Source organism: Bacillus sp. 103mf, assembly GCF_900116295.1.
Classification (GTDB): domain Bacteria; phylum Bacillota; class Bacilli; order Bacillales; family Bacillaceae_G; genus Bacillus_A; species Bacillus_A bruguierae.
In genome coordinates this window covers 475851-496371 of the sequence record NZ_FPAF01000001.1, presented here as the reverse complement: position 1 = coordinate 496371, position 20521 = coordinate 475851, and the positions used below count along the sequence as shown (strand labels likewise).

Genomic DNA, 20521 nt, shown 5'->3' with positions numbered 1-20521 from the left:
ATAATGAGCGAAGTAGTACAAGTAACAGTTATAGAAGAGCAAAAGAATGAACGGATTGACAAATTTGTTGCTGGGGTGAACAATGAATGGTCTCGTTCACAAGTACAGCAATGGATTAAAGATGGTGTTGTAACGGTAAATGGTAAAGACGTTAAAGGGAATTATAAAGTAAAAACAAATGATGAAATTACAGTTACCATTCCAGAACCGGAGTCATTAGATATTCTTCCAGAAGATATGAATTTAGAGATCTACTATGAAGATAGTGATGTGCTTGTTGTAAACAAGCCACGTGGCATGGTTGTACACCCAGCACCAGGGCATACGAGCGGTACGTTAGTGAACGGCTTAATGTATCACTGTAAAGATTTATCAGGTATTAACGGCGTAATGCGCCCAGGGATTGTGCATCGCATTGATAAAGATACATCTGGGTTATTGATGGTGGCAAAAAACGATATGGCACATGAGGCACTTGTCAATCAGCTTGTAGAGAAAACGGTAACGAGACGTTATCAAGCGATTGTTCACGGTGTTATCCCGCATGACAAAGGAACAATTGATGCTCCAATTGGTCGTGATAAACAAGATCGTCAAAGTATGACCGTTGATGAAAAGGGAAAACATGCTGTGACTCATTTCCGTGTACTAGAACGTTTTAATAATTTCACTCATGTGGAGTGTCAATTAGAAACAGGCCGCACGCATCAAATTCGTGTACATATGAAATATATTGGATATCCACTTGCAGGTGACCCAAAATATGGTCCAAAGAAAACATTTGATATAAATGGTCAAGCACTGCATGCAGGTATTTTGGGTTTCATTCACCCGCGCACAGGTGAATATTTAGAATTTGAAGCACCAGTTCCACAACTCTTTACAGATCTTCTAAATGATTTACGAAAATAATATTGACAATCGTTATAAAAACTGACATAATAACAGCAGTTGAATAAGTCCTTTAACACAACCCCGTGAGGTTGAGAAGGTAACGGTTTGAAATAAGTAGGGTATTTATACCCTTTTTCAGAAAACCCTCTCGCACACGACGAGAGGTTTTTTTATACCATTCCTCTCACGCAAGAAAAAAGCCTGGAGGTGAAGAACATGAATGAAAAAGCAGTGGTACTAGATGATCAAATGATTCGCCGCGCTTTAACACGTATTAGTCATGAAATTGTGGAACGCAATAAGGGTGTTGAAAATTGTGTTCTAGTTGGGATTAAAACACGCGGTATTTTCATTGCACAGCGCTTAGCAGAACGAATTGGTCAAATTGAAGGAAAAGAAATAGCTGTCGGTGAATTAGACATTACATTATATCGTGATGATTTGACTTTGCAATCTAAAAACAAAGAACCGCTTGTAAAAGGTTCAGACATTCCTGTTGACATCACAAATAAAAAAGTTATTCTTGTTGATGACGTATTATATACGGGAAGAACAGTGCGAGCTGCTATGGATGCATTAATGGACATCGGTAGACCATCACAAATTCAGCTAGCTGTTCTTGTAGATAGAGGTCACCGTGAACTGCCAATTCGCGCTGATTATGTAGGGAAAAATATTCCAACATCAAGCGAAGAACGTATTGAAGTAGACCTTCAAGAAACAGATAAACAAGATCGAGTAAGCATATACGAAAAATAAAGCCCTTTTAAATGTAGTCCTGTGAGGCTGCCAAAGGGTCTTGACTTTCATATGTCTAATTTGACATACGTAAGTATAGGACTCTTTGTGCATAGGCGCAAAGAGTTTTTTTATTGTAAGTTTCCAACATTGGAGGAGGAGATAACAATGGAACAAAAGCCAGTGTTAGACATTCATGAAGTACCGAAACCAGGGAAATGGTTATTGTTAAGTATACAACATTTATTCGCAATGTTTGGGGCAACGGTGCTTGTTCCATTCTTAACAGGATTAAGTCCAGCAGTTGCTTTAATTTCAAGTGGATTAGGAACGCTAGCATTCTTGCTTGTGACGAAAGGACAAGTGCCTGCTTACCTCGGATCATCGTTTGCATTCATTGCACCGATTATTACAGCAAAAGCAGCAGGTGGCCCAGGAGCAGCTATGCTCGGCGGAATGCTAGCCGGTCTTGTCTACATGTTAATCGCACTTGGAATTAAAAAGTCTGGATCAAACTGGATTATGAATCTCTTACCTCCAATTGTAGTTGGTCCAGTTGTTATGGTAATTGGACTTGGGCTTGCACATACAGCGGTAAATATGGCAATGAATAATGCAGATGGAAAATATAGCTTTACACACTTTTCCGTTGCACTCGTAACATTAGCAATTACAATCATCTGCTCGATTTTTGGAAGAGGCTTCCTTAGCATCATACCAGTTTTAATTGGAATTATAGGTGGTTATATCTTTGCTTACTTCCAAGGCTTAGTCGATTTGAAACCAGTGGTAGAAGCAAAGTGGTTCGAAGTACCGGACTTCGTAGTACCATTTGTCACATATACACCGGAGTTCTCGTGGAAAATCGTACTAGTAATGGTACCAGTTGCAGTCGTAACAATTTCAGAACATATCGGACATCAAATTGTACTTGGAAATGTTGTAAATAGAGACTTGATTGAAAAACCAGGTTTGCATCGCTCTATTATGGGAGACGGCATTGCGACATTTATCGCGTCCACAATTGGAGGACCACCAAATACAACGTATGGTGAAAATATTGGGGTACTTGCGATCACTAGAGCATACAGCGTGTACTTGTTTGTCGGATCAGCAATATTTGCAATTATCTTCGGATTTATTGGGAAAATCTCAGCACTTATCCATTCGATTCCAACGCCGGTAATGGGCGGTGTATCAATCTTGCTCTTCGGTGTTATTGCATCAAGCGGTTTACGTATGTTAGTAGATGAGAAAATAGATTTTGGAGATAAACGTAATCTAATGATTGCATCTGTTATACTAGTCATTGGCATCGGCGGTGCAGTGCTTCATATTGGTCAGTCTTTTCAGATGGAAGGTATGGCTCTTGCGGCAATGGTGGGAGTACTGTTAAATCTAGTTTTACCTGAAATAAAAACGAAAAAACAATCAAAGCAAATTGCTTCATAAAGACAGCCTTTTAATTCAGTCCTGTGAGACGGAAAAGGGTGTGTAGTTTGTTACACCCTAGTCTCACACGGCTAGGGTATTTTTATGCAAAAAATATTATATAAATTCAAAAGTGTTATCATAAAAATCAGAAAGATGAGGGATGACAATGAACCATTTGTTAACGATGAGTGAGTTATCGGAGCAGGAGATTTCAGAAATCCTAAAAGATGCAGAAGATTTCGCGAACGGAAAGAATATAAAAGCGACAGAGCAAACATTTGTTGCAAACTTATTCTTTGAGAATAGCACGAGAACACGTTTTAGCTTTGAAGTAGCAGAAAAGCGTTTAGGACTTGATGTTCTCAACTTTTCAGCAGAATCTTCTAGCGTACAAAAAGGAGAAACATTGTACGATACGGTAAAAACACTAGAATCGATAGGAACAAGAGCTGTTGTCATCCGCCACGAACAAGATCGTTATTTCGACGAGCTTAGAGAACAAGTAAATATTCCAATCTTAAATGCAGGTGATGGATGTGGAAATCATCCAACGCAATGTTTGCTTGATCTACTAACGATAAAACAAGAATTTGGAACATTTGAAGGACTGAAAGTGGCAATTGTTGGAGATATCAGTCATAGCCGAGTAGCACGTTCAAATGCAGAGGCGTTAACGAAATTAGGAGCAACCGTTTGTTTTGCAAGTCCAGAAGAATGGAAAGACGAAACGAACACATTTGGAACGTACAAAGCATTAGATGAACTAGTTCCAGAAGTGGATGTAATGATGTTACTACGCGTGCAGCATGAGCGTCATAATCATTATGAAACAGACATTATGAAAGAGTATCATGAAGAGCACGGTTTAACGATCGAACGTGAGAAACGCATGAAGCCAGGTAGCATTATTATGCACCCAGCACCTGTGAACCGTGATGTAGAAATTGCGAGTGAGCTTGTCGAGTGTGAGCGTTCACGCATCTTTAAACAGATGGAAAACGGTGTTTATGTAAGAATGGCTGTATTAAAACGCGCACTACCAAATGTATTAGGAGGAATGAAACATGAATTATTTGTTTAAAAATGGTCGCTATGTAAATGAAGAGGGAAATATCGTCACAACAGACCTTCTCGTACAAGATGGTAAAATTGCGAAAGTAGCAGAAAGCATCACTGCTGAAAATGTAGAAGTAATTGATGTAACCGGAAAATTAATTGCACCTGGGTTAATTGATGTACACGTACACCTTCGCGAACCAGGTGGTGAACATAAAGAAACGATTGAAACAGGAACACTTGCAGCAGCAAAAGGTGGATTTACAACAATTTGTGCAATGCCAAATACGCGCCCTGTACCAGATAGTAAAGAACATATGGAAGATTTGCAAAAACGAATTCAAGAAAAAGCACATGTAAATGTACTGCCATATGGCGCTATTACAGTACGCCAAGCAGGTTCCGAAATGACAGACTTTGAAACATTAAAAGAACTTGGTGCATTCGCGTTTACTGATGATGGAGTAGGAGTACAAGATGCAAGTATGATGCTGGCAGCAATGAAGCGTGCAGCAAAATTAAATATGGCAGTTGTTGCACACTGTGAAGAAAATACGTTAATTAATAAAGGGTGTGTACACGAAGGGAAGTTTTCTGAGAAACACGGATTAAACGGTATCCCATCAGTATGTGAATCTGTACATATTGCCCGGGACATATTACTTGCGGAAGCGGCGGATTGCCACTATCACGTATGTCACGTAAGTACAAAAGGATCTGTACGAGTGATTCGTGATGCAAAACGTGCTGGAATTAAAGTAACAGCAGAAGTAACACCGCATCACTTAGTATTATGTGAAGATGATATCCCATCAGCTGATCCAAACTTTAAAATGAATCCACCACTTCGTGGAAAAGAGGATCAAGAAGCATTAATTGAAGGATTATTAGATGGAACAATCGATATAATCGCAACAGATCATGCACCGCATGCAGCGGAAGAAAAAGCACAAGGTATTGAAAGAGCTCCATTTGGAATTACTGGTTTTGAAACAGCATTCTCACTACTATATACAAACCTTGTGAAAAAAGGAATTATCACATTAGAACAGTTAATTCAATTCTTAACAGAAAAACCAGCTGACACATTTGGTTTAGAAGCAGGCCGACTGAAAGAAGGAAGAGCGGCTGATATTACAATTATCGATTTAGAACAAGAAGAAAAGATTGATCCAGCAACATTCTTATCAAAAGGAAAAAATACGCCATTTACGGGCTGGAAATGTCAAGGATGGCCGATGATGACATTAGTTGGCGGTAAGATCGCATGGCAAAAGGAGAGTGCATTAGTATGAAAAGACAGCTTATCTTAGAAGATGGAACAATTTTAATTGGAAAAGGTTTCGGCGGAGAAATTGAAAAATCAGGTGAAGTGGTATTCACAACAGGAATGACAGGATACCAAGAGACTTTATCTGATCCATCTTACTGCGGTCAAATCGTAACATTTACGTATCCGTTAATTGGAAACTACGGTATTAACCGTGACGATTTTGAATCTATTCAACCATCTGTACACGGATTAATTGTAAATGAAATATGCGATCATCCATCTAACTTCCGTAATGAGTTAACATTAGACCAATATTTAAAAGAAAGAAATATTCCAGGTTTAGCTGGTATTGATACACGAAAACTAACACGAAAAATTCGTCAATACGGAACACTACGCGGACGTCTTTGTAACATGGATGCAGATGTAGAGTATGTTGTAAGTCAATTAAAAGCAACAGTATTTACTGATCATGTAAAACGTGTGTCTACAAAAGATCCGTACCCAAGCCCAGGACGCGGTTACCGTGTTGTACTTGTTGACTTTGGTATGAAGCACGGAATTTTACGTGAGCTAAATAAGCGTGATTGTGACGTAATCGTTGTACCATATAACACAACGGCAGAAGAAATTTTACGATTAAATCCAGACGGTATCATGTTAAGTAACGGACCTGGGGATCCAAAAGATGTACCAGAAGCAATTGAAATGATTAAAGGAATCCTTGGAAAAGTACCATTGTTTGGAATTTGTCTTGGACATCAATTATTTGCACTAGCATCTGGTGCAAATACAATCAAATTAAAATTTGGTCACCGTGGTTTAAATCATCCTGTAAAACATCTTGAAACTGGAAAAGTTGCCATTACATCTCAAAACCACGGATATGCAGTAGAAGAAGAGTCCGTAGTAAATACCGATCTTGAAATTACACATGTTGCATTAAATGATGGTACAGTAGAAGGTCTTCGCCATACGAAGTTCCCAGCATTTACAGTGCAATATCATCCAGAAGCATCAGCAGGACCAGAAGATGCAAACAACTTATTTGAAGACTTCTTAACAATGATTGAAAACTTTAAGAAAGAAGGGGAAGAGTTATGCCAAAACGCCTAGACATTAACACAATTTTAGTAATCGGATCAGGACCTATTGTAATCGGGCAAGCAGCGGAGTTTGACTACTCTGGAACGCAAGCTTGTCAATCTCTTAAAGAAGAAGGTTACAAAGTAATTCTTGTAAACTCTAACCCAGCAACAATTATGACTGATACTGCAACAGCAGATAAAGTATACATTGAACCATTAACATTAGAATTTGTAAGCCGCATTATTCGTAAAGAGCGCCCAGATGCAATCTTGCCAACACTTGGCGGACAAACAGGACTAAACATGGCTGTTGAACTTGCAAAATCAGGTGTACTTGAAGAGTGCGGAGTTGAAATTTTAGGAACGAAATTATCAGCAATTGAGCAAGCGGAAGATCGCGATTTATTCCGTACATTAATGCAAGACTTAAACGAACCAGTACCACCAAGTGAAATTATTCATACGCTTGATGAAGCATATGAATTTGTAAAAGAAATTGGCTATCCAGTAATTGTTCGCCCTGCATTTACGCTAGGCGGAACTGGCGGTGGTATTTGCCATAATGAAGAAGAGTTAATTGAAACTGTAACAAGCGGTCTAAAACATAGCCCAGTAACACAATGTCTATTAGAAAAAAGTATCGCTGGTTTTAAAGAGATTGAATATGAAGTAATGCGTGATGCAAACGATAATGCCATTGTAGTATGTAATATGGAAAACATTGACCCAGTTGGTGTGCATACAGGGGATTCGATCGTTATAGCGCCGAGCCAAACATTAAGTGACCGCGAATATCAAATGTTACGTAATACTTCATTAAGAATTATTCGTGCACTTGGAATTGAAGGTGGATGTAACGTTCAGCTTGCACTTGATCCGCATAGTTTCCAATACTATGTAATCGAAGTAAATCCACGTGTAAGTCGTTCATCTGCATTAGCATCAAAAGCAACAGGATATCCAATTGCAAAATTGGCAGCGAAAATTGCAGTCGGCTTAACGCTTGATGAGATTGTAAACCCGGTTACACAAAAAACATATGCATGTTTCGAACCAGCATTAGACTATGTTGTTTCTAAAATTCCACGCTGGCCATTTGATAAATTTGAATCAGCAAACAGAACGCTTGGTACACAAATGAAAGCGACTGGGGAAGTCATGTCAATCGGTCGTAATTTAGAAGAATCGCTATTAAAAGCGGTTCGTTCTTTAGAGCTTGGTATTTATCATTTAGAGCTTGATCACCTAAAAGAACTTGATAAAGACACAATGAAAAAACGTATTATGAAAGCAGATGATGAGCGTCTGTTCGTTGTAGCAGAAGCGATTCGTCAAGGTGTAACGAAAGAAGAAATTAATGCATGGTGTGAAATGGACTTCTTCTTCTTACAAAAAGTTGAAAATATCGTAAACATGGAGCATAACGTTAAAAACCATATAGGCGATATGGAAGTATTACAAGAAGCAAAAGCAATGGGATTCAGTGATCATTATATCGCAGCTGCTTGGAATAAAACAGAGCGTGAAATTTACGATATGCGTAAAGAAAACAGCATGACACCAGTATTCAAAATGGTAGATACATGTGCGGCGGAATTTGAATCTGCAACGCCTTACTACTACAGCACATATGGCGATGAAAACGAATCAATCGTTACAGAGCGTAAAAGTGTAGTCGTTCTTGGTTCTGGTCCAATTCGCATCGGTCAAGGTGTCGAGTTTGACTATGCAACAGTTCATTCTGTATGGGCAATTAAAGAAGCTGGTTACGAAGCAATTATTATAAATAATAACCCAGAAACAGTTTCAACAGACTTTAGTATTTCAGATAAATTATATTTTGAACCACTTACAATTGAAGATGTAATGCACATCATCGATTTAGAACAACCAGAAGGCGTAATCGTTCAATTTGGTGGTCAAACAGCAATTAACTTAGCGGCAAAATTACAAGAGCGCGGCGTGAAAATTTTAGGTACATCGCTAGAAGATTTAGATCGCGCAGAAGACCGTGATAAATTTGAAGCAGCTTTAACAGATTTAGGTATTCCACAGCCAGTTGGAAAAACAGCAACAACTGTAGAACAAGCGGTAGCAATCGCTGAAGAAATTGGTTACCCAGTATTAGTAAGACCATCTTACGTACTAGGTGGGCGTGCGATGGAAATCGTATATCGTCAAGAAGAACTACTGCACTACATGAAAAATGCGGTTAAAGTTCATGCGGATCATCCAGTATTAATTGACCGCTACATGGTTGGGAAAGAAATTGAAGTAGATGCAATTTCAGACGGTGAAAATGTATTCATTCCAGGTATTATGGAACATATTGAACGCGCTGGAGTTCACTCTGGTGACTCAATTGGAGTATACCCACCGCAAAGCTTATCTGCAAAACTGAAAGAACAAATTATCGAAAATACAATTGCACTTGGAAGAGGATTAAACATTGTTGGATTACTGAATATCCAGTTTGTAGTATTCAAAGACGAAGTGTATGTAATTGAAGTAAACCCACGTGCGAGCCGTACAGTACCATTCTTAAGTAAAATTACAGGTGTACCGATGGCGAATATCGCAACAAAAGTTATATTAGGTCAAAATCTTGTAGAACAAGGATATGAAACTGGATATCGCCCAGAAGAGAAAGAAGTGTATGTAAAAGCACCGGTATTCTCTTTTGCGAAACTACGTTCTGTTGATACAACATTAGGGCCTGAAATGAAATCAACAGGGGAAGTAATGGGTAAAGACTTAACGCTTGAAAAAGCATTATATAAAGGACTTGTTGCTGCTGGAATCAATATTCCAACGCACGGATCTGTAATCATCACAGTAGCAGATAAAGATAAAGAAGAAGCACTAGAAATCGCAAAACGATTCCATGAAATTGGCTATAACTTATTAGCGACAGCAGGAACTGCAAAATCATTAACTGACCAAGGCGTTCCAGTTCAAGTTGTAAACAAAATTGATTCTGAAGACTACAACTTGCTTGATATTATTCGCCAAGGAAAAGCACAATTTGTTATTAACACATTAACAAAAGGAAAACAACCAGCGCGTGATGGCTTCCGTATTCGTCGTGAGTCTGTAGAAAATGGTGTGGCATGCTTAACATCATTAGATACAACAAGAGCAATTTTACGCGTACTTGAATCTATGACATTTTCGGCTCACGCAATGAAAGAATTTGCGGGGGCTGAGCGTCACGAGGTGGTACATGCATGATGCAAAAGCAAAACATGATCGTCGTTAACCAAAAAGAAATCGCAAAAAATATTTACGAACTCGTACTTCAAGGTGATTTAGTACAGCACATGAACGAGCCAGGGCAATTTGTACACATTAAAGTAGCAGAGGGCAATGCGCCTCTGCTGCGCCGCCCGATTAGTATTTGTAATGTAGATCAAGAGAAAAACGAATTTACAATGCTATACCGTGCAGAAGGACAAGGAACAAAAACGTTGTCACAAAAGAAACAAGGTGAAATGGTTGATGTATTAGGTCCATTAGGTAACGGTTTTCCGGTGCAAGAAGCAAAGTCGGGACAAACAGCTCTTTTAGTAGGAGGCGGAATTGGTGTACCACCGCTATATGAATTATCACAGCGTCTTACAGCAAAAGGCGTTCGTGTCATCCACATCTTAGGTTTTCAGTCAAAAGATGTCGTTTTCTACGAAGAAAAATTTGCAGAACTTGGTGATACGTACGTTGCGACAGTAGACGGTACACATGGTACAAAAGGATTTGTAACAGATGTAATTGATGCATATGGAATTGACTTTGACATTCTTTACTCATGTGGACCGCTGGCAATGCTACGTGCACTAGAAGGGCGCTATAAAGAGAAAAAAGCGTACATTTCACTTGAAGAACGTATGGGCTGCGGCATTGGAGCATGTTTTGCGTGCGTATGTCATCTGCAAGAAGATCCAACTGGCTATTCCTATAAGAAGGTGTGCAGCGACGGACCAGTATTTCCAATCGGGGAGGTTGTACTATGAACAGATTGCAAGTTGACTTACCAGGCTTAACATTAAAAAACCCAATCATCCCGGCATCTGGTTGCTTCGGATTTGGCCGTGAATTTGCAAAGCTCTACGATTTAAGCGTACTTGGATCAATCATGATTAAAGCGACAACAGAACAACCGCGTTTTGGAAATCCAACGCCGCGTGTTGCTGAAACACCTGCTGGTATGTTAAATGCAATTGGTTTACAAAACCCAGGGCTAGAAAAAGTCGTGAACGAAGAATTACCATGGCTTGAGCAGTTTGATGTACCTATTATTGCGAACGTTGCTGGATCACAAGCTGAAGATTATGTGGCAGTTGCGAAAGAAATTTCAAAAGCACCGAATGTTCATGCATTAGAGTTAAATATTTCTTGTCCGAATGTGAAGACAGGTGGGATTGCTTTCGGTACCGTACCAGAAATTGCTGCAGATTTAACGAAACGTGTAAAAGAAGTATCTGAAGTTCCGGTATACGTAAAGCTATCACCAAACGTTGCAAACATTGTTGAGATTGCAAAAGCAATTGAAAACGCGGGAGCAGACGGATTAACGATGATTAATACATTGCTTGGTATGCGTTTAGATATAAAAACAGCAAAACCAATTTTAGCAAACCGTACAGGCGGATTATCTGGACCAGCGATTAAGCCAGTGGCAATTCGCATGGTGCACGAAGTGAGTCAAGCTGTTAACATTCCGATTATCGGAATGGGCGGTATTGAATCGGCGGAAGATGTAATTGAGTTCTTCTACGCTGGTGCAAGTGCAGTAGCAGTTGGAACAGCAAACTTCGTTGATCCATTTGTCTGTCCAACAATTATTGAAGAATTACCAGCGCTTTTAGATGAATTAGGATTTGAACATATTTCGGAATGTCAGGGAAGGAGCTGGAAGTAAACATGTCACAATCTTTAATTGTTGCACTGGATTTTCCAGGTAAAGCAGAGGTTGAACAGTTTTTAAGTCACTTTGAAGGGGAACAATTATTTGTCAAAGTTGGTATGGAACTGTTTTATAAAGAGGGACCTGCTATTATCACGTATCTTAAAGAAAAAGGACATCAAATTTTTCTAGATTTGAAACTTCATGATATTCCGAACACAGTAAAAAGTGCAATGCGCAATTTAGCTAGTTTAGAAGTTGATATGGTAAACGTTCATGCTGCTGGGGGAAGCCGCATGATGAAATATGCGCTTGAGGGATTAGAGGAAGGTACGAAAGAAGGAAAAGAGAGACCGATTTGTATCGCAGTTACACAACTAACAAGCACATCGGAAGAAGTAATGAAAAAAGAGATCGGCATTGAGAAAACGTTAGAAGAAGCGGTTGCTCACTATGCGAAATTAACAAAAGAAAGCGGTTTGGACGGCGTTGTTTGTTCAACACTTGAAGTACCAAAACTACGCGAAGTATGCGGAGACGCTTTCGTAACAGTAACACCGGGGATTCGTCTTGCAAGCGACGATGTAAATGACCAAGTGCGCGTAGCAACGCCAAAACGTGCACGTGAACTAGGCTCTAGTTATATCGTAGTAGGACGTAGTATTACAAAAGCAGAAAATCCGCTAGAGGCGTATCGAATTGTAAAAGAACAGTGGGAGGGTGTAACAATATGAAAAAACAAATTGCATCTCATTTATTAGATATCGGAGCAGTATTCTTACAACCAAATGATCCATTTACATGGTCTTCTGGCATGAAATCACCAATTTATTGTGATAACCGTTTAACGTTATCATACCCAGAAGTACGCGGGGCGATTGCTGCAGGATTAGAAGAATTAATTCAAACACACTTCCCATCTGTAGAAGTTATTGCAGGCACAGCAACAGCAGGTATTGCGCACGCTGCTTGGGTAAGCGATCGTATGAACTTACCAATGTGTTATGTACGCAGCAAGGCAAAAGGTCATGGTAAAGGAAACCAGATCGAAGGTAAAGCAGAAAAAGGCCAAAAAGTTGTCGTAGTAGAAGATTTAATCTCAACTGGCGGTAGTGCAATCACTTGTGTAGAGGCACTTCGTGAAGCTGGTTGTGAAGTATTAGGAATCGTATCAATCTTCACATACGAACTGGAAGCAGGAAAAGAAAAATTAGCAGCAGCAAACGTTGCATCATACTCTTTAAGCGACTACACTGCACTTACAGAAGTAGCTGCAGAAAAAGGTATGATTGGCGAAGCAGAAACAAAGAAACTACAAGAATGGCGCAAAAATCCATCTGATGAGGCTTGGATTACAGCGTAATGATAAAGAAAACACGACCGTGGGGGGAAACTCGGTCGTGTTTTCTTTATATTAATACAAATTAAAAAACCGACATAAAAACTCTTTTTTAGGTGGGTGAGAGCGTCTGGCCATGCGTAGAAGCGGTCAGGTCCTTTTTCTGCCGCAAGTGATGTTCAAACAAAGAAAGTGAGCGCAGAATCATTTTTCTGCATAGCCGTAATTTATATGTCAAAAAGTTAAAATGTATTTATATATTGATAGACTAAAGTATCGCTCCTTTTCTCAAAATTTAGAGAAAATAGAAGAGAGGTCCAGTAATTATTATCTAACATTCTTATTGTAAAAAATAAGGTAGGTAATAAAATATGCCAACACCAATACTTACAGTTGATAAAATAATCGTTCCTAATACAGGAGGATTTAAAGAAAGACGGAATACTGCTACTGATCCTAAATCCACACCGCCGCTATGATATTTATCAAAAATTTTAGTATTGTTTCTTTGAATGGTAACGAAATATGGAATGAGCCAAATGCAACATAATAATAAAATACTTCCCATCACTAAACTTTCTAAGGCAGATACTTTAAAAAAAACTGAGAAGCGCCAGATTACTAGTAATTCGAAGAAGATGGTCATGGCTGTTAAGATGACCTTTCTCCACTTTTCACTAAGCCTTTTTAAAATTGTTGTATTAAGAAATTGCTCGGTTTTATCCCATGCAAATGCTAAAAAGAAGATGCAACAAACAAAAATGAGAGGGACTAGAAATTCTAATAATAAGGACATATGCTTGTTCCTTTCTTTTATTGTTTTATAATAGATAGTCTAAGTATTCGTACTAGGGCGTTTATGTAAGTATATGAATTAGCTCATACAACGATTGTATAGTTGGAACACTGCATTGTTGTTTTTTATTACATCGATCTAACCATATTCCATGCATACCAGCATTTTTACTACTTAGGGCATCTGTTTCTAATCTGTCTCCTATATAATAGCAATCTTGAATTGGGGATTTTGCTTTCATACTAGCCACTTGAAAGATAGCTATATTTGGTTTTATGACCCCTACTCTACTAGAGGTGATGATTGGATTAAAATAATGTAAGATGTTTAACCGACTTAGTTTTTCAATTTGTTGATCATAATCTCCATTACTAATAATTCCCATTAGATAACCTTTTTGCTTTAAAGTATCTAATACATCCATTACATCTTCATACACTACCCAGTTTTCTTTATATAAGGATAAATATAAGTTGAATTTCTGATCAGCTTCTTCGTTTGTTAAGAGTACGCCATACTTTTGAAAAAGGCCTATCATTCTGAACCTTTTTTGTTCTTGAAATGATAGTTTATTACATAAAAATTGATTGAAGTATCGTTCTGAGAGTTGATTCCATAGTTTGCTAGCTTCGAGTTCCTCACCAGAAAAAATGTGACTATGCTCACGAAAGAAGTCAAGAATACCATTTCTTTCAGCAAGTTCATAATCAAGTAAAGTACCATCAATATCAAAGAAAATCATGAATAGTGCTCCTTAAAAAATGGAATAAAAGTTATATATAAATCCAAATAAAAAAGCGACATAAAACCATTCTTTTTCAGTGGGCGAGTACATCTAGCCGTGTATAGAAGCGGTCAGGGCCTTTTTCTACCACATGCGAAGTTCAAACAAAAGGAGAAAGTGAATGCATGCTCTTCTACATAGTAGCAATCTATATGTCGAAAAATTAAAATAGATTCATATAGTTATTGCTTTTTATCTACTTCCTTTTCACCCTTTACAAATAATAGCGTTATATAAGAAACAAGAAATGAAAAAATACTATACATCCCGACCCAAAAGAAAAATGATCGATTAAATAAGGTTACTGCGAAAATAAGAAAAATCGCAAACGTAATAATAGGCATCACATAATACGTTCTCGTAATCCGTGTACCAATAACAGAGAAAATAAAGACAAGCAATGGACAAACAAGTAATGCGAATATAAATTCACTCATGCGCTGTCCTCTTTTCCTATAAGTTTGTTATTTTCCTGTCAGACGCTTTTCTGTACTCGTTTCTTTTCCTTCTAATCGCTTCGTAAATGTATTTCGCCAGCTTTCTGATAGAGAATCAACTGCTAATATGCTCTTTATTCCTTTTATATTATGTTTATCGTGGTGCATCATTTCGTTTGCGAAGGCAATTGTTATGTGATGCTCATTTTGTTCTATTAACTTCATTTCATCAGAAGGGGAAACAGTTCCCTCCTCTAACACTCGTACGTAAAAACCAGTAAATCCTGTATTTTGCACGAGAAGCGGGAAATCTTTTCGATCGTAGCGATAAGATAACTTATAGCAAGGTTGTCTCGGCTGCGTTACTTGAACGAGCGCTTCACCTATTTTATATATATCACCAATGCATACATCTGATTCCAGTAATCCGGTTACTGTTAAGTTTTCTCCGAATGCCCCGTATGGAAGTTGCTGCGCTAGCTCTTGTTCCCAATATGGATAATGTTCAAGGGCATATATACAAACAGCTTTATCTTTTCCGCCGTGGTGTTTTAAATCAGCTTGACCGTCGCCTTCGAAGTTGAGTGTCGATAAATATAACGGTCTGTTAACACTTGCTTTAAAGAGGCCGGTTTCAATTTCTTTTCCTTGAAACTGTAATTTTTGCGGTGTTCCGATATTGAGGGAAATAATGTGTGGCATAAATATTACTCCTTTCTGTTATTGTATATGGTTTATATTACCATGAACGAGATGAGGAATGTTAGAGTTGTGTAAAAATTCACATATTTTCAAATGGGATGTCATTTCGTGGATTGCTTATAGCAGAAGTTACATGTGGAAATAATTTCACTTATCGTAATGAAATAAGAATGACATACAGAAAAAAATAATGAGTAAATGTTATAATGAAAGTAATCCTAAATATGGAATATGAGGGAGGACTTGATGGCGAAAAAAATAGGTTTTTACGGCTTAATTGGTTGTATTATTTTATCAATTATTTTAAATCATCTAATTGAGAGTAATTGGATAAACATTGTTATTGTTGCTGGAATTATTTTTGCTTTACTATACAGGTGGGACGATATTCGAAATTTAAATAAGAAAAAGAAACTAATTTTTACGATTGAATTTATTATTCTAGTACCTACTGTAGCATTTCTCTTAATAGAAGGTCAGAAAAAATTGGCTGCTATGTCACTTTTTCAAGAGTGGTTATTTTTAGCGAAATTCATTTATATATTTGTAATTTTAATCGTTTCTGGAATGATTGTTTCCACAGTGAATAGAAAGTTATCATTACATGACGATACATTTAATGTATAAAAAATATTGCTTTTTCACCTTATTTATTATAGGATAATCATTAAGTAAATAAGATAAGCGATGAATGGAATAAAGTAGTGTATGTTCTCCCTGTTAAAGAGAGCTGGCGGTTGGTGTAAGTCAGTACATAGAACAGCATGAATTACAGTCCAGGAGCATCTTCTTCGAACGAATTGTAAGGGGAAGACGGTGAAGAGCCGTTATAGAGAATGAAGAGATTGACATATAAAGTTTGTCAATAATTAGGGTGGTACCGCGAATAAAATCGTCCCTACTGATTAGTTTCAGTAGGGGTTTTTTGTTTTTTTGTCACAACTAAATAATAGATAAGCGATGAATGGAATAAAGTAGTGTATGTTCTCCCTGTTAAAGAGAGCTGACGGTTGGTGTAAGTCAGTACAAAGAACAGCATGAATTACAGTCCAGGAGCATCTTCTTCGAACGAATTGTAAGGGGAAGACGGTGAAGAGCCGTTATAGAGAATGAAGAGATTGACATATAAAGTTTGTCAATAATTAGGGTGGTACCGCGAATAAAATCGTCCCTACTGATTAATTTCAGTAGGGATTTTTTATTTAGATAATATATATAAATCAATTGTAATTACTCAGTCACTCTATGAAAAACCGACAGAAAAACATTTTTTTAAATGGTCGAGAGGGACTGGCTATGTATAGGAGCGGTCAGGGCCTTTTCCTGTCACGCGCAAAGTTTTAAAACAAAGAAAGGCAGCAAGGGGTAGGTCCATTTTTATCTTCATAGCAGCAATCTATATGCTGAAAAATGAAAATAACTTTCTATAGGTAATAAGGGGCGTATTTTCACTGGAATCATACCCCTTACCAAACTTCTAAATGAAATGTATGGCTGAGTAATTACAATCAATTCATCTATCAAATAAAAATAGTGATGTAAAGGAGGTGAATAGCTATGGAAGATGGCTATTACTATGTAAAATTACTTGCAAAACAATTTGAAAAATTAGGAACAGAAAGAGGAGAACAGAATGAAGAAGGATGGTTTAAAGAAAGAGTTATTACCTAGACATGTTCAATTTTTAGCGTTAGCGGGAATGATTGGTACGGGCATTTTCAAAGGGAGTGGAGATACTTTAGGGATTGCCGGGCCTGGCGTAATTATTTCGTACTTACTTGGTGGATTATTAATGATGATTGTTATGGTGGCTTTAGCTGAAATGGCTGTTGTTTATCCAAATCATAATGTTCAACATTTAGTTCATAAGGCTTTTGGATTTCATGTATCATTTGTCGTTGGATGGCTATACTGGATTAACTGGACGCTTGTTACAATTGTAGAAATATTAGCTGCAGGCTCTTTTTTACAATTTTGGTTTTCGAATGTACCTCTTTGGTTACTGAGTGCTATTTGTGCGCTTTTAGTTGTGGGAATTAACAGTTTTCAGGTGAAATTTTATGGCGAAATGGAATTTTGGTTTGCTAGTATAAAAATTCTGGCACTTGTATTATTCATCCTTTTAGGTGGAGCAGTCTTATTCGGACTAACGAGTTTTGCTCCATCGACACCAACGGAACATTTACTTGGACATGGAGGATTCTTTCCAAATGGTATTAAAGGAGTTTTTAGTGCTTGTTTTATTGTAATGTTTTCGTTTGGAGGATCTGAGTTAATAGGGGTAGCAATTTCTGAGACAAAAGACGTTGAAAAGGTTTTACCTAAAGTGATAAAGGGTGTTGTTTGGCGCGTTATCATATTTTATATCTTACCCATTACAATTATTGCGGGATTAATACCTTGGAATAAAGTTGCAGGAAATGAAAGTCCATTTATACAAGTAATGAATGCAATTGGTATTCCAGGTGTTGCACACATCATGAATTTTGTTTTATTAACTGCAGTTCTTTCAGCTGCGAATTCAGGAGTTTTTGCTACTTCCAGAACAATGGTTGCGTTAGCTGAAAAAGGAGAAGCGCCAAAAATATTGAAAAAGACTGCGAAATCAGGTGCACCAATCATTGCAATTTCTTTGAATGGCTTATTATTATTGATAGGGGCAGGCCTAGCATTCTTTGCTCCAGATAGTATTATTGGAACAATGATGACAATTCCAGGATTTACAATGTTATTGCTTTGGCTAAGTATTTGCTTTGCGCAACTTAAATTACGTCCTACTTATTCAACAATGCCAAATTTTAAAATGAGTTTTTTTCCATCTACGACTATTATTGGAATCGTGGGATTGTGTATTATTTTCATAGGTTCAACGTTTAGTAATGGAATTTCAGTTGGAACAGTGGTTTGTTTTACAACTTTAGCAATTTTAATTGGTGTTGCTTTACTTAAAGGACGGAATAGAAAGAAGACACACAATTAAAGCATATAAGTTAAATCCATGAAGGGAGATTAATTTATATAAATACAAGTTGAAAAAACAACATAAAAACCCTCTTTTTTAGGAGGGACGAGAGCATCTGGCCGTGTATTAGGAGCGGTCAGGTCCTTTTTCTGCCACATGCAAGGTTAAAACAAAGAGAGAAAGCGATTCTAGGTCATGTTTGAAGATAAAGAGTATGAGTCTGGGGCAAAAAAGTATATAATTTCATTCACCAAAATAAAAGTGTCTTTTACTTAAATAAAATAAAATGAAACTTCCATCAGTGGGGGTCTTACTGCCCAAAAGTAGCGGGATAAATCAAAGTCATAACAAAAAGATGTACTACTTCACGTATACAGTAATACATCTTTTTGTATATTATTTTACGGAATGAGCTTGTTGTATTTTTTTAATAATTCGTATTTGTCCGCGATGACTTAACTCATCTTCAAACACATGAAACCATTTGAAATAATTGTTTGCTGGTTTATCATACCAAAATGTAGTTGTTTTAAATAACCATTCGTTTGGAAGTGATTGAAATGTAGCGATTGTTTTCTCACGCACTTCTTGTAATGTATTGATGTAGAAGTCTAATGGCTGGTTTTTAATTTTCTCGCGTCCAAGATTACCTAGTTCAACACCTGGTAACCACCGTTCTAGTTCATCCTCTGTCGGTTCTCTGTCTTCAAATGTATGAATTTGATAATAAAATTCGATAGCCGCCATGTGATATAAAAGCATACCAATTGAATTTGCGTTTTCATCATATAAATAGTCTAATTCTTCAATTGTTAAATCTTGAACAGCACGTAGTGTCGAGAAGCGTGCGTAGTTCATCATCGAAACAAGTTTAGAAAAATCGTCGCTTAATCCGTCGATTTTATCAATTAAAAATAAATTCTCCATAGAAATCCCCCTGTTATGAAATGTAGACCTTTATTTCATTTCTCCAAATAGGAAGAGATTCCTTTTTTATGTAGAGGAATAAAAATGTAGTGATCGATCTTTAATTTCTATGTTCTTTGGGATTTAAATTATTCCTCCACTTTTTTTGTTGATAAATAACATGTTCAACTTCTTTTTTTAGTGAGGTCAGTAGATGAGAATCTAGTTTATTTTGCGAATAACGAGCTTCGTTAGAAGATTGAATAATAAGCATCTCATTCATTGAAATTCCCAGTCTTTTTAAACGAAATAACCAATCTTCCAACGTTTCTCCGCGGTTTCGGGAGAACGGATGTTGCAATTGTTGTTCTAATCGAAAAATGATAAATCGAAACGAATTTTCAGGTGCCTTGACTTTTTTGTTTTTGGTTGCATTTGTGTCTCTACTTAGCATAAAAACAGCAGGTAGTATGTTCGATTCATTTATTTTTAAGCTGTTTTTTCTTTTTAAAATGCGATACACGGCATAACTCATTAGAAGCAAAATCGTTATTCCAATGAGTGTATCGGGAAGTTGTGATGAATGATTAGAATTAGAAGAAGAAACAATACCTTCTTTCAATTGAGACTTATTCCCATATGTATCTTGCCATACTTGTACAATTTTGTTACTCGTTCTTGTAGGAATCAGTTCAAATAAAGGAGTTACTGCATAGCCAATACCAGGAAGAATCATAGTTATGACATTAAGTAAGCCCATTCGAAAATAGATTCCTATATGTAAGAGAACAAAGCTAGCAATACTTAAACCAATTATCATGATAGTCCGAGAAACTTTTTGTTTTTTGTTGTGACTGGTTAGTAAAAGTGTAATAAATCCTTGAAGTAAAAGTAGAAAAATATCAAATGATGAAGGAAGATCCATACTTAAGAATATCGATACAATAATGATTAACACAGAAAAACTAAATTTTTCTATTAAAGATATATTCTTTTTGAATAAGAGAATAAAGAAAGTACATGAAAAAATTAGTGTGTGAAAAATTGTAGTAAAAAATAGAAAATAATTGCTGATGATAAGAAATGAACAAAGGAAAAGGTAGCCCCAATAGTTATGTATATATTTCCTTACAATGTAATGAGCAAAATAATAGACGATTAAAAACAAAAAGAGAAAGTGTAGTTTTATCATCCCAAGTGAGGATGCAAGTA

The 20521-nt window shown here is 37.1% G+C and carries 19 protein-coding genes and 2 other annotated features; of the genes, 13 read left to right on the top strand and 6 right to left on the bottom strand.

The genetic code is table 11. The annotated features are described in order from the left end of the window. Nucleotides 1-3: 3 nt before the first annotated feature. The 11 genes from BM350_RS02375 (at nt 4) to pyrE (ending at nt 12746) form a co-directional block, all read left to right on the top strand. Complete coding sequence (locus tag BM350_RS02375; protein WP_090914421.1) at nt 4-912, top strand: RluA family pseudouridine synthase; 909 nt, start codon at nt 4-6, stop codon at nt 910-912. A gap of 198 nt (nt 913-1110) precedes the next feature. Next, on the top strand, nt 1111-1653 hold the full coding sequence (gene pyrR, locus BM350_RS02370) for a bifunctional pyrimidine operon transcriptional regulator/uracil phosphoribosyltransferase (protein WP_090914423.1): 543 nt from the start codon (nt 1111-1113) through the stop codon (nt 1651-1653). 147 nt (nt 1654-1800) lie between these two features. Beyond that, on the top strand, nt 1801-3084 hold the full coding sequence (locus BM350_RS02365; RefSeq protein WP_090914425.1) for a solute carrier family 23 protein: 1284 nt from the start codon (nt 1801-1803) through the stop codon (nt 3082-3084). 148 nt (nt 3085-3232) lie between these two features. After that, nucleotides 3233-4147, top strand: a complete 915-nt coding sequence (locus tag BM350_RS02360) for an aspartate carbamoyltransferase catalytic subunit (RefSeq protein WP_090914427.1) — start codon at nt 3233-3235, stop codon at nt 4145-4147. Continuing rightward, complete coding sequence (gene pyrC / locus BM350_RS02355; RefSeq protein WP_090914429.1) at nt 4131-5417, top strand: dihydroorotase; 1287 nt, start codon at nt 4131-4133, stop codon at nt 5415-5417. Before BM350_RS02360 ends, pyrC begins: the two co-directional genes overlap by 17 nt. After that, on the top strand, nt 5414-6511 hold the full coding sequence (locus tag BM350_RS02350; RefSeq protein ID WP_090914431.1) for a carbamoyl phosphate synthase small subunit: 1098 nt from the start codon (nt 5414-5416) through the stop codon (nt 6509-6511). Before pyrC ends, BM350_RS02350 begins: the two co-directional genes overlap by 4 nt. Continuing rightward, nucleotides 6496-9714, top strand: coding sequence for a carbamoyl-phosphate synthase large subunit (gene carB / locus BM350_RS02345; RefSeq protein ID WP_090914432.1), 3219 nt, complete (start codon nt 6496-6498; stop codon nt 9712-9714). Before BM350_RS02350 ends, carB begins: the two co-directional genes overlap by 16 nt. Continuing rightward, on the top strand, nt 9711-10490 hold the full coding sequence (pyrK, locus tag BM350_RS02340; RefSeq protein WP_090914434.1) for a dihydroorotate oxidase B electron transfer subunit: 780 nt from the start codon (nt 9711-9713) through the stop codon (nt 10488-10490). The genes carB and pyrK overlap by 4 nt, the downstream gene beginning before the upstream one ends. Then, on the top strand, nt 10487-11398 hold the full coding sequence (pyrD, locus tag BM350_RS02335; protein WP_090914436.1) for a dihydroorotate oxidase B catalytic subunit: 912 nt from the start codon (nt 10487-10489) through the stop codon (nt 11396-11398). The genes pyrK and pyrD overlap by 4 nt, the downstream gene beginning before the upstream one ends. A gap of 2 nt (nt 11399-11400) precedes the next feature. Then, nucleotides 11401-12117 (top strand): orotidine-5'-phosphate decarboxylase, encoded by a 717-nt coding sequence (pyrF, locus tag BM350_RS02330; protein WP_090914438.1) that lies wholly within the window; start codon nt 11401-11403, stop codon nt 12115-12117. Continuing rightward, a complete protein-coding gene (gene pyrE, locus BM350_RS02325) occupies nt 12114-12746 on the top strand; it encodes an orotate phosphoribosyltransferase (RefSeq protein ID WP_090914440.1) in 633 nt (210 codons plus the stop codon). Before pyrF ends, pyrE begins: the two co-directional genes overlap by 4 nt. 316 nt (nt 12747-13062) lie before the next feature. Here pyrE and BM350_RS02320 read toward each other — a convergent pair whose 3' ends face one another. From BM350_RS02320 to BM350_RS02305, 4 genes are all read right to left on the bottom strand, one after another. Beyond that, the gene (locus tag BM350_RS02320) at nt 13063-13518 is read right to left on the bottom strand and encodes a hypothetical protein (RefSeq protein WP_090914443.1); all 456 of its coding nucleotides are present in this window, start codon (nt 13516-13518) and stop codon (nt 13063-13065) included. A gap of 61 nt (nt 13519-13579) precedes the next feature. Further along, entirely contained in the window at nt 13580-14260 is a 681-nt protein-coding gene (locus BM350_RS02315; protein ID WP_090914445.1) for an HAD family hydrolase, read from the bottom strand. A gap of 224 nt (nt 14261-14484) precedes the next feature. Then, nucleotides 14485-14739, bottom strand: coding sequence for a YbeF family protein (locus tag BM350_RS02310; RefSeq protein WP_090914447.1), 255 nt, complete (start codon nt 14737-14739; stop codon nt 14485-14487). Between the two features lie 27 nt (nt 14740-14766). Continuing rightward, nucleotides 14767-15441, bottom strand: coding sequence for an MOSC domain-containing protein (locus BM350_RS02305; protein ID WP_090914449.1), 675 nt, complete (start codon nt 15439-15441; stop codon nt 14767-14769). Nucleotides 15442-15687: 246 nt separating this feature from the next. Between BM350_RS02305 and BM350_RS02300 the strand changes: the two genes are divergently transcribed. After that, nucleotides 15688-16068, top strand: a complete 381-nt coding sequence (locus BM350_RS02300; protein WP_090914451.1) for a YoqO family protein — start codon at nt 15688-15690, stop codon at nt 16066-16068. 51 nt (nt 16069-16119) lie between these two features. After that, nucleotides 16120-16344, top strand: a binding site (T-box leader). A gap of 48 nt (nt 16345-16392) precedes the next feature. Continuing rightward, nucleotides 16393-16617, top strand: a binding site (T-box leader). Between the two features lie 457 nt (nt 16618-17074). Continuing rightward, complete coding sequence (locus BM350_RS02295) at nt 17075-18421, top strand: amino acid permease (protein ID WP_090912664.1); 1347 nt, start codon at nt 17075-17077, stop codon at nt 18419-18421. Nucleotides 18422-18799: 378 nt separating this feature from the next. On the opposite strand, the gene BM350_RS02290 is transcribed toward BM350_RS02295, so the two are convergent. Beyond that, the gene (locus BM350_RS02290; protein ID WP_090912667.1) at nt 18800-19330 is read right to left on the bottom strand and encodes a DinB family protein; all 531 of its coding nucleotides are present in this window, start codon (nt 19328-19330) and stop codon (nt 18800-18802) included. Nucleotides 19331-19430: 100 nt separating this feature from the next. After that, nucleotides 19431-20501, bottom strand: coding sequence for a DUF4018 domain-containing protein (locus tag BM350_RS02285; protein ID WP_244547948.1), 1071 nt, complete (start codon nt 20499-20501; stop codon nt 19431-19433). Nucleotides 20502-20521: the final 20 nt, after the last annotated feature.

Excerpts from the sequence above, each read along its gene's own strand:
- pyrD (WP_090914436.1), top strand. The coding sequence starts at position 10,487 with ATGAACAGATTGCAAGTTGACTTACCAGGCTTAACATTAAAAAACCCA.
- pyrF (WP_090914438.1), top strand. The coding sequence starts at position 11,401 with ATGTCACAATCTTTAATTGTTGCACTGGATTTTCCAGGTAAAGCAGAG.
- pyrE (WP_090914440.1), top strand. The coding sequence starts at position 12,114 with ATGAAAAAACAAATTGCATCTCATTTATTAGATATCGGAGCAGTATTC.
- BM350_RS02305 (WP_090914449.1), bottom strand. The coding sequence starts at position 15,441 with ATGCCACACATTATTTCCCTCAATATCGGAACACCGCAAAAATTACAG.
- BM350_RS02320 (WP_090914443.1), bottom strand. The coding sequence starts at position 13,518 with ATGTCCTTATTATTAGAATTTCTAGTCCCTCTCATTTTTGTTTGTTGC.
- BM350_RS02295 (WP_090912664.1), top strand. The coding sequence starts at position 17,075 with ATGAAGAAGGATGGTTTAAAGAAAGAGTTATTACCTAGACATGTTCAA.
- pyrR (WP_090914423.1), top strand. The coding sequence starts at position 1,111 with ATGAATGAAAAAGCAGTGGTACTAGATGATCAAATGATTCGCCGCGCT.
- BM350_RS02300 (WP_090914451.1), top strand. The coding sequence starts at position 15,688 with ATGGCGAAAAAAATAGGTTTTTACGGCTTAATTGGTTGTATTATTTTA.
- BM350_RS02375 (WP_090914421.1), top strand. The coding sequence starts at position 4 with ATGAGCGAAGTAGTACAAGTAACAGTTATAGAAGAGCAAAAGAATGAA.
- BM350_RS02315 (WP_090914445.1), bottom strand. The coding sequence starts at position 14,260 with ATGATTTTCTTTGATATTGATGGTACTTTACTTGATTATGAACTTGCT.
- BM350_RS02310 (WP_090914447.1), bottom strand. The coding sequence starts at position 14,739 with ATGAGTGAATTTATATTCGCATTACTTGTTTGTCCATTGCTTGTCTTT.
- carB (WP_090914432.1), top strand. The coding sequence starts at position 6,496 with ATGCCAAAACGCCTAGACATTAACACAATTTTAGTAATCGGATCAGGA.
- BM350_RS02360 (WP_090914427.1), top strand. The coding sequence starts at position 3,233 with ATGAACCATTTGTTAACGATGAGTGAGTTATCGGAGCAGGAGATTTCA.
- BM350_RS02290 (WP_090912667.1), bottom strand. The coding sequence starts at position 19,330 with ATGGAGAATTTATTTTTAATTGATAAAATCGACGGATTAAGCGACGAT.
- BM350_RS02365 (WP_090914425.1), top strand. The coding sequence starts at position 1,801 with ATGGAACAAAAGCCAGTGTTAGACATTCATGAAGTACCGAAACCAGGG.
- pyrC (WP_090914429.1), top strand. The coding sequence starts at position 4,131 with ATGAATTATTTGTTTAAAAATGGTCGCTATGTAAATGAAGAGGGAAAT.
- BM350_RS02285 (WP_244547948.1), bottom strand. The coding sequence starts at position 20,501 with ATGATAAAACTACACTTTCTCTTTTTGTTTTTAATCGTCTATTATTTT.
- pyrK (WP_090914434.1), top strand. The coding sequence starts at position 9,711 with ATGATGCAAAAGCAAAACATGATCGTCGTTAACCAAAAAGAAATCGCA.
- BM350_RS02350 (WP_090914431.1), top strand. The coding sequence starts at position 5,414 with ATGAAAAGACAGCTTATCTTAGAAGATGGAACAATTTTAATTGGAAAA.